General features: G+C 31.7%; 11 protein-coding genes and 1 rRNA gene. 11 read left to right on the top strand and 1 reads right to left on the bottom strand.

Going from position 1 to position 13,051, the window contains the following annotated elements; genetic code table 11:
* A 16S ribosomal RNA gene (locus tag B5X62_RS10935) occupies positions 1–229 on the bottom strand; the annotation flags it as partial.
* 1,405 nt (positions 230–1,634) lie between these two features.
* Here B5X62_RS10935 and B5X62_RS10930 point away from each other — a divergent pair.
* The 11 genes from B5X62_RS10930 (at position 1,635) to B5X62_RS10880 (ending at position 13,042) form a co-directional block, all read left to right on the top strand.
* Positions 1,635–2,138, top strand: coding sequence for a Crp/Fnr family transcriptional regulator (locus tag B5X62_RS10930; protein WP_245797183.1), 504 nt, complete (start codon positions 1,635–1,637; stop codon positions 2,136–2,138).
* Positions 2,139–2,203: 65 nt separating this feature from the next.
* Complete coding sequence (locus B5X62_RS10925; RefSeq protein ID WP_079667464.1) at positions 2,204–2,530, top strand: DMT family transporter; 327 nt, start codon at positions 2,204–2,206, stop codon at positions 2,528–2,530.
* Between the two features lie 51 nt (positions 2,531–2,581).
* Complete coding sequence (locus B5X62_RS10920) at positions 2,582–3,013, top strand: PepSY-like domain-containing protein (RefSeq protein WP_079667463.1); 432 nt, start codon at positions 2,582–2,584, stop codon at positions 3,011–3,013.
* Between the two features lie 291 nt (positions 3,014–3,304).
* Complete coding sequence (locus B5X62_RS10915) at positions 3,305–4,033, top strand: hypothetical protein (RefSeq protein ID WP_079667462.1); 729 nt, start codon at positions 3,305–3,307, stop codon at positions 4,031–4,033.
* A 71-nt stretch (positions 4,034–4,104) separates the two neighbouring features.
* Complete coding sequence (locus B5X62_RS10910) at positions 4,105–6,888, top strand: T9SS type A sorting domain-containing protein (RefSeq protein WP_079667461.1); 2,784 nt, start codon at positions 4,105–4,107, stop codon at positions 6,886–6,888.
* Between the two features lie 8 nt (positions 6,889–6,896).
* Complete coding sequence (locus B5X62_RS10905; RefSeq protein ID WP_079667460.1) at positions 6,897–9,734, top strand: T9SS type A sorting domain-containing protein; 2,838 nt, start codon at positions 6,897–6,899, stop codon at positions 9,732–9,734.
* A gap of 126 nt (positions 9,735–9,860) precedes the next feature.
* The gene (locus tag B5X62_RS10900; RefSeq protein WP_079667459.1) at positions 9,861–10,163 is read left to right on the top strand and encodes a hypothetical protein; all 303 of its coding nucleotides are present in this window, start codon (positions 9,861–9,863) and stop codon (positions 10,161–10,163) included.
* A gap of 3 nt (positions 10,164–10,166) precedes the next feature.
* A complete protein-coding gene (locus B5X62_RS10895; RefSeq protein WP_079667458.1) occupies positions 10,167–10,886 on the top strand; it encodes a DUF2931 family protein in 720 nt (239 codons plus the stop codon).
* Between the two features lies 1 nt (position 10,887).
* Complete coding sequence (locus tag B5X62_RS10890; RefSeq protein WP_079667457.1) at positions 10,888–12,096, top strand: hypothetical protein; 1,209 nt, start codon at positions 10,888–10,890, stop codon at positions 12,094–12,096.
* A 12-nt stretch (positions 12,097–12,108) separates the two neighbouring features.
* On the top strand, positions 12,109–12,672 hold the full coding sequence (locus tag B5X62_RS10885) for a LemA family protein (protein ID WP_079667456.1): 564 nt from the start codon (positions 12,109–12,111) through the stop codon (positions 12,670–12,672).
* Positions 12,656–13,042 (top strand): hypothetical protein, encoded by a 387-nt coding sequence (locus tag B5X62_RS10880; RefSeq protein ID WP_079667455.1) that lies wholly within the window; start codon positions 12,656–12,658, stop codon positions 13,040–13,042. Before B5X62_RS10885 ends, B5X62_RS10880 begins: the two co-directional genes overlap by 17 nt.
* The last annotated feature ends 9 nt before the right edge of the window (positions 13,043–13,051 follow it).

Below are 13,051 nucleotides of genomic sequence, written 5' to 3'. Positions count from 1 at the left end.
GTGCCCATCCTTATCCGATAAATCTTTCAATATTTACTGATGCCAGTCAATATATTATAGAGTATTAATCTTCCTTTCGAAAGGCTATCCTCTTGATAAGGGCAGGTTGCACACGTGTTACGCACCCGTACGCCGCTCTCAATCTTCCGAAGAAAATCTACCGCTCAGCTTGCATGTGTTAGGCCTCCCGCTAGCGTTCATCCTGAGCCAGGATCAAACTCTCCATTGTAATGTTTGTTTAATCCTTAAACTCTTGCTCAATTTAAAATTGACGCTTTGGTTTTTTTTCCTTACTTGGTTGTTATATTATTTATGTCAATGATCTCTTTTCTGTTCGCGTCCTCGGCTTCTCTAAATTCTGTCATCTGTCTGCCGATTTGCGAGTGCAAAAGTAATTAAAAATTTTAATACCCACAAATGTTTTTAATGTTTTTTTTTTCAAACCCTCCAAAACACCCTTCCGAATATTAAATCCTTATTTCTAAATATCTCCTGCGCTGCTTGTCATTTCTGATTTGCGAGTGCAAAACTAAAAACTTTTTCCGAATCTCACAAATGTTTTTTCAAGTTTTTTTTCGTAACCCGAATTCACATTGTAGTGTATTCCTTTTATTTGTTTATAGTAACTTCTGCGCTGCTCACCACTTCTGATTTGCGAGTGCAAAAGTAGTTTCTTTACTCCTACCAATCCAAACTTTTTGTAAACTATTTCTTAATTTAATCTTAACTCGCTTGGTGTCAGGATCGTTTATTTTGGTTTGATGTTTCTTTTGTTTTAAGTTTAGTTAAAAAAGGAAACGGGAATTTCGCATGTGGCTTTATACTTAATAATCAAAAGAGAATTTATCGCAAGGCTAAACAAAGGCTTTTAATTATCTTTCCTACTTTAAGGAAAACTAAGGCGCAAGCTTACTTTGGTAAAACTAAGTTGTTTTGCTTTTTAAATTTTAGACTAACCACAAAAGCAAACAAAAGGTTCAACTGGGATTTCTTATTTGAAGAAAGTTGAGGCACGAGATTGACTTCGTCGAACCACTTCGTTAGGTTTCTTCGCTTCGCTTGAATGACAAACTAAATAAAAATATCAATTTAATCGCAAGGCTAAACAAAGGCTTTTAATTATCTCTCCTATTTTAAGGAAAACCAAGACGCAAGCTTACTTAGGGAAAACAAAATTTATTTGAAGAGATGAGTTAACCACAAAAGGGAACAAAAGATTTAATTGAAATTAGTTTCATATAATGCAAAACATAATTCATAATTCATAATTCATAATTCATAATTCATAATTCATAATTCATAATTCTTAATTCTTAATTCTTAATTCTTAATTCTTAATTAAAAATCATAAATCGGATAACTATCCACCATTCGCAATAGGGATGGAAGCGGCATCCTTGGAGCGGAGCGAGGCGACGGTGTTACGGCGCGACGAAGGAGCAACGTAACATAGACGACCGAGCGAAGCTTCCAAGATACAGCGGACAGCCCGACCGAGCTAGCAAAGACTCAGAAAGGTGCGAGGATTGCCAAAATAATTTTTATGCTTAGATTCGTATGTAGAATTAATAGACATGGAACTCAATAATATTATTAATAATATATGTCCTCTGTCGGCAGACATCAATAAATTGATGTGCCAACACTTTGAGCATTTAGACTTACAAAAAGGCACTATTATATTATCTGCTGATAAAACCGAAAAGCATCTCTACTTTGTGAAAAATGGTTTGGTGAGGGCTTTTACAGATTTCGAGGGTCAGGAAGTTACTTTTTGGTTTGGTACAGAAGGTCAACCTATAATTCCGATGAATAGCTACGTCTATAACAAGAAAAACTACGAAAACATTGAGCTGCTAGAAGATTGTTCGTTATATAAAATCGAAATTATTAAACTTCAAAAGCTTTATAAAGAATATAAAGAAATTGCAAACTGGGGTCGTATACTTGCTGAAAAAGAGCTTGTAGCTACGGAACGTCGACTGATAACGAGAATTTCGATGCAAGCTAAAGATCGGTATTTGGAATTGCTGGCTCAACATCCCAACTTGCTGCAACGCGCTGCACTTCGGCATATTGCTTCATATCTTGGCATTACACAAGTTAGCTTAAGCAGAATTAGGGCTCAAATAAAATAAGTTTTTATCATTTGTAAAATGTTTATCGTATATTTTTTAAGAAATTTGCGCAAATTTTTTTTAAAATGAACTGGATCATATTAATTATTGCTGGATTATTCGAGGTTGGCTTCGCATCTTGTCTCGGCAAAGCTAAGGAAACATCAGGAACAGAATCTTATCTTTGGTACGCTGGATTTTTAATTTGTTTAACTATAAGTATGTTAGGACTTATAAAAGCGACACAAAGTCTGCCAATAGGAACCGCCTATGCAGTCTGGACGGGCATTGGTGCTGTTGGAACTGTATTGGTTGGGATTTTTGTTTTTAAAGAGCCTGCAACTTTTTGGCGTTTATTCTTCATCAGCACATTAATTGGATCGATTGTAGGCCTAAAATCAGTGAGTCATTAATTAATATATAGAAGGGATTTTTTTTCTTAGATTTGATTAAAACTAAATCTTATGAAAACTATCATCTATCTATGTGCACTTTGTTGTACTTTGTTTGTCAATGCACAAGAAAAAGAAATTGAAATCAACAAAACACCCAAAACCATTACCAACTTTGTTAAAAAACATTTTCCTAACACGCCCATAGCCAAAGTAATACAGGAAGAAACAAAATTCGGGACAGAATATAATGTAACTCTCGGCAATAAGATGGAGTTAGATTTTGATCATCAAAATATCCTTGAAGATATTGAGAGTAATACTAAACAAGAAATCCCAATGTCGATTGTCCCTAAAAATGTTTGGGATTATACCAAAGCAAATTACCTAAAACAACAAATTATAGGTTGGGAAAAGGAAAATAATAAACAACGAATTGATCTAAGCAACGGCACAGTATTAGAATTTAATGACAAGGGAGTTTTCCTAAATTCATCAAAATAACAAGCACTGCTAACATAAAAACAAAACCTTTTCTTAAAAGAAAAGGTTTCTTGACATTCTTGATTTGGTAAATTTTAAATATGTGTGTGTATATTTTGAATGCTTTCCAAATGTATATATTAATTTAACACCTTCCAAAACATTTTTACATTTTTTTTAATTAAATTCAATCTAAACATTAATATCATTAAAAAAAACTAACAATTATGAACAATTATTAGTTTTTATCAATTTACAATAGCATCAAATAAAACAAAAGTATTTATATCTTCGTATTCTAATTTTAAAAGCATGAAAAAACTATTTGTATCAATTTTAATAGGAAGCTCATCAATTGTATTTTCTCAAAACATTTCTGATTACGAATATATCTATGTGCCTTCTTCGTTCGAAAAGAAAATGGATAAATTCAATCTTCGAAATACTCTTATTCAGCAATTAACTTCAAAAAAATATAAAGTCATCCAAGAAGATAATAATTCTTGTGCAGTTCTTAAAGCTGACCTCCTTGATGATAGTTCTTTTTTAAAAAATAAAGTAAAAATTACTTTCAAAGATTGTAATAATAAGATTATACAGGAGCTAAAAGGCAGTACTGACGATAAAGACTTTGAAACTGGTTATCCTGATGCATTAAAAAACGCTACAAAAGCACTAACAATTTCGAACCCTAAAACCACAACAAGTTTAGAAATTAATAAAGAAACTACTCCAGTTGCAACGATCAGTGAGAATGTTAACACAACTCCGATTGCAACTTCGCAAGAAAAAGCTTTAAATTTCACGAATGGACAACTCAACTATCAACTTATAAAGTTGGGACAAAATCAATTGATATTAGTCTCGTCACAAAGTTCAACACCTTTTGCGAAATTAACAGAAAGTAGCAAACCTGGGATCTTCCATGTCGTTTTAGACAACAATCAAAAAACTTTAGCCTACACAGAAAACGGTAATATTGTTATTGAATTTCCACAGTCCGACGGAAGTTTTTCTAAACAAGTTTTTCTAAAAAAATAGCTGTCAAAATTTAACATTTTTTTAATATTTATTTGTATAAATTATTATTTTTGCCAATAAATATTAAAAAAATGTTAAAAAAAATTATTTATTTTTTTGCTGTTTCCATTTTTGGGCTTTTAATAAAAGGACAAGAAAGACTAGATGTACAACTTCAAGTTAATGATTACGCCACGGGCTCTATTATAAGGACGCCTGTCAATTATAAAGGGGATTTATATTTCGAACTATATCGATTTACTAATAACTCTAAATATAACTTTGCTAAATATGATGTAAACCAAAATATTGCAAAATTTCTGGCAAAGGACATCGTAATTAAATCAAAAATTATTGAACATAAGGGGTTCTTATATTTTGTTGGTTCCAATTTAGAACAAATAAAAAATCAGTTATGGCGATCTGATGGCACAGAAGAGGGCACCAAAATAGTACGTCAAATTTACAATAGTTCGTCAAATAATGACAATGTCACTCTATTCGCAGTAGGGGATATGATGTATATAGATATTATATCTTCTTTATGGGTATCAGACGGAACATTTGACAATACAAAACTTCTTAAAAACTTGTCGTATTATCAAGAATATAACCACAGCAATAATAAAGTTTTATCGATTGAGAATACTTATGACGGTGATTTCGTAAATGTCACAGATGGCACTGTGGCAGGAACAAAAACTATTGCAGAGTTTGATAAATTTGGTGTGACTCTTCCACGAGGTAAGACTGAGTTCTTAAAGTTTAATAATGAATTATTTTTTACTGCTAAAAAAAATGGAGTCGTCTCAATATGGAAAACAGATGGCAACACTGTAACCAAAATTGTAGATAATGAAAATTTTGGAAACCTACAAGGGACATCTTTTGAAGATGATTTCTTCTTTGTTGATAGTAAAAACAATTTATGGCGATCGAAGGGCACAGATAATTCTACAAATATTTTTGCGCACTTAGCTACAGATGAAAAAATACAATCCTTCACGGTATTCGATAACAACTTATATATTGATACCAACCTAGATATATATAAAATACAAAAAGAAAGTACCAATCTAGAAAAAGCTAATCTCACAGACAAAGACTCATCCGTAGATATTGCAAATGTTACTAGTAACAAGACATACTTGATTTTGACATTGACAGAAGGCTATACAAAAACATCATATATTTCTGATGGTAAAAAAGCCAACAATAGATTAATAAAGTTTGCAGTCAACTATGACGAGTCACAAAATACTTATATAGAAATAAATAACAAACTATATTATTCTGGTTCAAATGCAGTTAATGGAGCTGAACTTTTCAACTATGACCTTCAACAAAACAAAGAAGACCTTGCAATTGATTTAAGCTTCGGTTATCGTGAGAATTATGTCAACAGTATTAAAATTGGTGAAAAATTCTTTTACAACACTGGAAATATACTATCCGTCAGAGATATTAACTCAGGACAGACAACCCAATTACTTAATACTGGTTATTCCAATATTAACTTATATACTTATATGGATGCAATAGCATCAGGAAGTTTTTACTATTCATATAACCAAGAGATAAATGGTAAAATTGTTAGATCGAATGGCACGATAGAAAACTCTAATATAATATCTCAATCATTTGGAAAAATAACGGACTTTTTTAACTTCAATGATACAGCCATAATCTTTATAGCCCTAGATAGCCAAGGCACACAAAGAGTCGTAAAATTAGATAATAACTCTTCTGTTTTTGAAATTTTATTAGAAAAACAAATCACTGGAGTAACTGGCGAGGACAAGATGAGTAACCACATCGTCAAAGATGGAATATTATATTTTGTCTTTAGAGATGACGATGGCTTGTGGAAACTGTGGAAAACAGATGGAACTACTCAAAATACAACAAAAGTAAATGCAGAAAATTCTTTTGTATTCAACGAATTAAGAATCCTTGGCTTAATAAACAATAAAATTATCTACACAGGATATAATTCAGAATACCCTGGTAAGTCAACATTACTAACATTAAGCCTAGACACGAATACTGTGGAAAACTTAAGTATTTATAACTTTAAAATTTACAACAAAACATACATTGAGAATAATACCATGTTTTTTCTAGGAGCAGGCATTTCCGAAGGTTATTTATACAAAACTGATGGAACAAAAACTGGGACGACTATGGTAAAATATTTAGGAGTCAACAATTATTCTTATCCGAAAACTGACAGAATATTTAAATGTGGCAATGAACTGTATTTGAATTTTGGCACCTCATTATGGAAGTCAAATGCTACCAATGCAGGCACCATAAAAATTGCTGATAAGATCATCCAAAACACGCCAGTATGTTTGCAGAACAATGTATTTGCATTAAGAGGAGATGATATTACTCCTGGGTTAATTCGTTACAAAGAAAATATTATTACAAAATACAATTTTAATGTAACATCGAGAAATACCCAACTTATTGAGGAATATCAGATATATGACAACGCATATCTCGTAAATTTACATACAGATGGTAGAACTCTCTACTTTTTTGCACCAAACAATATATTAGATTACAAGCAATATATTGTTACTGATCAAAAAATCCTTAATCTTAACATCCTAGATTTCCAAAACAATACTAATAAGCTAAACACAATACAAGCATTCCCAAATCCTACATCTAATTATATAAATCTAAGATCCCTAAATAGTGATATTCCACTATCTCGAATTGAAATTTATAGTATGACGGGAGCTAAACTAATTAACACAAAAGCATCTAATGATATCTTTGTTGGAAATCTGCCATTAGGCACCTATCTTATTAAAGCATATTACGACGATGGGAATTTCCAAACGACTAAATTCATAAAAAAATAAACATAAATATGAAATCAAAACTACTATTAAGTATAGGAGTAGCAATAAGCATTAATTCTTTTGCTCAACAGGTACAAGAGTTACAGCAACATGTACTCAATCCTTTCCCAGGGAGTAATCCTACGGGGTTATTTTTACAAAACGATAATATTTTTTTAGCAGAAACCCCAGAATATTATGAAAAAACTGCTTCTGTTTATAATACTTCAACGCAGGTTTATACAAAAATTTTAGACACAAATCAAAAGCCAGTTTTACATACTAGTGCGACCAAGTATTATGAAATGAACGGAAAAATATATTTCCTTTCATCAATTGATTCTTCCCTTGCGCTATATGAAATTAATCCACAAAATAGTACTATAGCCAGGCTTGTAAAAAAATTTAATATCAACTATTACAACTCCGACAATATTAGCGTTAAAGCTTCGACTACTAAATTATTTATTGTTTTAAAAAGCAAGCTTTTTGTATCAGACGGAACAGCAACTGGATCTATTGAAGTACCAGTAGTTGCATCTAATATTGGGGCATCAGTAGAAGTACTTGATAATAATTTATATTTTTTTGCAAATACTAGTAACCAAGGCAGAGAACTTTGGAAAAGCGACGGAACACAAAGTGGAACGACAATAGTTAAAGATATATTTTCTGGTTACGAAAGTGGAATCAATCAGACATATGAAAAACTGGTATTAAATAATGGAAAATTAATTTTCATTGCTAGAGAAAGTTACTCCATGTCCAATATTTGGACAACAGATGGTACGTCTCAAGGAACTTTTAAACTTAAAGATATAAACATGCCATACTTCCCTGTAACAATCCAATCCGATCAAAATAAATTTTTATTTGGAAATTCTGTTCAGTTATGGCAAACAGACGGCACTACATCAGGAACTAGGCAACTCACTTCATTTTCAGATTTAATGAGTAAAAGCATAACTTTCAAAAACGAGTTCTACTTTGAAGCATTAACAGGAGGCGTTTACAAAATAACAAATGATATAGTAGAAGAGTTAAAAACCGAGGACGGTAAAAAGCTTAATTTTCTAGCTAAACTAAACGGATCAAATACTCTTGTTTTTAAAGATAGCAGTACGGATTTTTCTTTTTTATACTTTTATGACGGTACAACGCTTACAAAAACCGACATCTATTATAACAACGACAATAACTTCGTAGAGAAAGATGGTAATATTTATTTCTCGGGTTACAAAGATTATTACCGTGAAAATTATACAACTTTTGTTAAAAACACTGAAATTTTCAAATATAATCTTCTGCAGAAAAAAGCAACTTTAGAAAAAGATTTATACAAAACCTTTTCTAGCCAACCAGAAAATTTTGTATCTGTTGGAGAAAATATTTTTTTTACAGCAAATGATGGAGACTACTTACAACTTTTCGCTTATAACAAGCAACAAAAATCGATCAAAAAATTAACAAATAATTCGGATCTAAGATTTGGAAATGGTTCTCAAGGTGAGAGAAAATTTTACACTGCTTCTGCTTCAAACATCCTATACTATGGTCGCAGCAACATCATATTCGCAACAAATAAAGAGAATCAGCTGGTTGATAAAATTACTCTTGATCTTAATGATGATGTAAGATCAATATATCCACTCGATGAAAATCAAGTATTAGCTGTTATTCTTAACCCACAACAGGGGTTTGTAAAACTATATACTATTACAAATAACTTATTAACAGCTAAGTTAATTGTAGAAACGCCTTATACCAACGAATATTTACTAGATTTAGACAACGCCATCGTTAGAGCAAGAAATGAAATTTTCCTAAAACTGCCTTACAATAACAAGGCAGCAATCTGGAAAACGGATGGTACAATAGAGAATACAAAAAAAATAACAGATTTATTAGTATCTACACCAACCGAGTATTTTAGTAAATTAATTACATACATTGATAACAAGCTAATATTCGCAGAAGTATTAACACCTTCTTACAACAGTGTGGCTTTTAAAGCCTATGATGAAACAACTGGCAATATCACTACTAGCGAAAGCAGATTTAACAAAAGTGACTTTAAACATTTTGAAAAAAATAATAAGATTTACTTCGTAAGTTCTGAGGTTATTGGTACTCAAAAATTCTTTTTTACTGAACTTGACCCGAAGACTTTGATTAGTAAAAAAATAGTAGAACTTAACTTTTTAAATTATGCCATCCCAAATCAAAAAGTAAAATGTGGTGATGACACATATCTATATAGTACTGAAGCTCACTCTTCGAACTATTTAATAAAATCTGATGGGACAGCAGCGGGGACTAGTAATATCTATCCAACTAATATGAATCAATTTCCACAATACACATGTATCAACAATAACCTACACTTCTTTGAATTTTTTAATTTCACAGAGTTCAAAAACTTCAGCGATACAGCAAAGCCATCGATCAAACTATCAATTAATGGAAAAACAATTACGTCTTCTGATAATTTTAGAATCAATTCCGTTTTCTTTGATGGTAATTATCTCTATTTATCTGGTGCATTCTTATCTGGGCCATTTTTAAACACCCGAATTTATGAGCTCTATATTTCAGATAAAATTACAGGAGATATGGGTACAATTAACTTATCAAAAGTCTCAGATAGCCCAATACAAATAGTTCCCAATCCTGCAATATCAGAAATTCAATTATCACTAAAGACCGATGAAAAAATAGAACTGGTAGAAATTTATGATGTATCTGGTAGATTAAAACTAAGTGCAACAACTAAAACATTAGATATATCACAGCTAGAACAAGGTTTGTATTTTGTCAAAGCAAGTACAAAAAACAAATCTTACTCTGGAAAACTCATCAAAAAATAAAATCTCAAAAAGCAGCGAATCTCTCGCTGCTTTTTTTGTTTTAAAACATTTTACTTAAATTTTGACATTAATATTAAAAATATTTTTTAATTTCAGAACTTATAAATGCTTTGTTAGCTCATCAAAATGGAAAACAAAATACAAAACACAAATCTTAACAAACCAATTTCTGTCGCATTGGTGGTAATGATCTGTATTTTGACAACCATTTTTATTTTACAAGGTCCCACAGAAGAATCGGATTTTTTTACAGTTTTAACATGTTGGACTTTCACAATCACTATTTTTCAAATTTTTTATGTGATTTCTTATAAAACCTCAAAAAAAACTTTAGCATTTTGGTTGATGATCATATTAATAGTTATATCGCTATTATTTTTTGGAGTTTTATGGTATGCGAGTCAATTAGCTAAAGGCTTTAATCATTAACTTATGTTGAAAAAACTAAATACTTTTAATAAATGCCTTTCAGCGATTGTTGTCTTGATGATTATCGCTAATATTTATTACTTGTTTTTCTACAAAAGTTGGGATCGTTACAATTTTGACTCAAGTGTTACTGTGCCACCCTCCTACCCGATGTATATTGAAGAAGTAAGTTTTAATTATCCTCACGATGAACTTGGTATCAGTTTTTATAAAAGTCAAGACGAAGTCAATCGTTTTGGAAATACTTGGGGGCAAGCCTATTACTTCCCAGAAGCACGAGAACCAATGCGATTACCCATTGAGCTGGTTTTATCATATTTTGATTACCGTGCTAACAAATTTTATAAAACAAAAATCCAGTTACCAACCAAAGACATGAAGCAATGTTTTGAAGAGGCGCAAGAACAAAAGCGTTTTACTAAATTATATAACGTCCATGGTGATGTTCATGGTTTGGTATTTTTGCTAGGTGTGGCTAATAATGGCAATATTATGCTTTGGCTAAAAGGTGATAATTATGCAAAACTTCTATTCAAAAAACATCTGGAGCCTGTTTCAATTTCTAAATCTCTGAATTATGACCATTTTAAAACCGAAGAACAATACAAAGCAAAATTTTTTGAGTATTTACCCGATTCGACAAAACAGAAAATCAATTCTGGTTGGGAAGTAAAAGCTAATTATATTGACAGCACCAAACAATTTATAAAATCCTCACTTTAGTATGTCCGAGTTTATAGCATCATTAACCAGCGAAGAAGTTCCTCTTCCAATGCTTATTTTTTTGCTGGCATTTTCTGTAGGCATCGCATTATTTCATTATATCATTTCTAGTGCGCTATTGAGAGTGAACAATAAATTAGCACTTGCTTTTTTTGTGGTAGATCCTGCTATTATATACATTGTTTGGTTAATTAATTCGCATTACGCCTTTTTATCTTTAATAATATTGTCATTATCGGTTTTCTTACTTGGAATAATCGGGATTATAGTTTCTTCTCTTAGAAAAGATGAAAGCACTGACTATGTTAGCAATCGCAGTTTTAATGAAAAGTATAATATCAAACCAAAATCTAATAGTAGAAAAGCCAAAGAACTCCTTTTTACAATTGTCTTTTTTCTGTTTGGAGGTTTGTCATTATATTTCTTTGGACAAGGCGGAATAATCCTTGTATTCATCGCAATATTTGTTGCAGCCATCATGGCATCGACTAACAACAAACGATTTCTAAAAACCCAAGCGAGTCTACCAACTTCCAAAATACGTTCTGTCGCTATGGGATTAGCAGAATTACAAGGCAAATGTCATCAAATAAAACCCAGCATTTCACCAATTGGAAGCAAAAACTGTATCGGTTTTCGATATACCATAGAGGACGAAAGCACAGATAAAGATGGCAAAACTTCATACACAACACGACTTGACAGAACGGTTTGCGAAGATTTTACATTAACCGATGATACTGGCTCAATCTTGGTTAAAGGTGCAAACATTTCGTTTCTTTGGTTAGAAGAAGATCAACAATATTACGACAACAACCAGCGTTTTACCCAATATCTATTAAAAGATAAAAAAGAAGTACTTTTAGTTGGAAACGTCAGCTTAGAAGACAACAAACCCATTGTCGCTTACGATGATTACAACAAAACCTTTGGAGTTGGTGATATTGACAAAATTAATTTGTATAATGATTCTGTACCTTTATTGAATCAAGCAAAAGCTTATGCCGCAGTATTTGCAATTTTAATGGCTATTATCATAGTGACACCAATGTCCATGGATGGTCGTAAATTGGTCATTACAAAACCTAATTTTTCATTTTTTAAAACTAAAAAACCAAAAGAAGAAAAATTTAAAATAGAAGTCATCAACCATTCTTCTGATGACGATGAGCATGTAGACGAAGCAACACCCGTCGAGTCTGGCGAATAATTTTTAAAAAACATGAACGAACAAATATTATTTTATTTCATCATTGGCGGTGTCATCCTTTTGACAATTGGCTTTATTATTAGCGTTTTTAATAAAATTATTTTCTTAAAAAACAATGTTGAAAAATCATTTGCAAATATTGATGTTGTCCTAAAACAACGAGCCGACGAAATCCCAAACCTCATCGCCGTCGTAAAAGAATCAAAAGATTATGAAGCCAAAACGCTTGAGCAACTTACAAAACTGCGTGCACAATATTACAATGCATCATCTACTGATGAAAAAGTAAATGTTACCAATCAACTTGATAAAAGCCTAAAATCTTTCATGCTAGTTGCCGAAAACTATCCTATTTTGCGCGCAAACAATAACTTTATAGCGTTTCAACAAAGGATCACACAACTTGAGGATATCATTGCTGACCGACGAGAGTTTTTTAATGATAGTGTTAATTTGTACAATATCGGAATACAAGAATTCCCGAATCTTATTATGGCGAAATTGTTTTCTTTTAAACAAAAACAAATGTTACAAGTAACCGACAACGAAAAAAAATACGATGGAGTTAAATTCTAGTTTTGCAAGACTACTTCGTTCTATTGAGGACGCACCACAAATAATGGTGTTTTTTGCGGCATTTGGCGTATTTTTCTATATGATTTTGTTGGGTTTAGCACTTTGGCCTTTTCAAGATTATATAAAAAATAAAATCTACAACACGATTATTAAAACCTATTTTTATGCGTTAGGAATCACTTGGATTGTAGGTTTTATCACGCAAATTCTTCTATTATTTTTAGGCATTTCAGGATTACATTTGCTTGCAATCTGGTTGACATTACACCTTATTAGCATCCTTTTTTGCGCTTTTAATTTTCATAGCATTGACGGCAGTATCACGAGATTAGGTGAAGAAAAAAAGAAACAAAAATCTACCAAGAAATAATTTTAAGCA

It is taken from the genome of Soonwooa buanensis, from assembly GCF_900167905.1.
Classification (GTDB): Bacteria; Bacteroidota; Bacteroidia; order Flavobacteriales; family Weeksellaceae; genus Soonwooa; species Soonwooa buanensis.
This window is presented reverse-complemented; position numbering and strand designations above follow the sequence as displayed.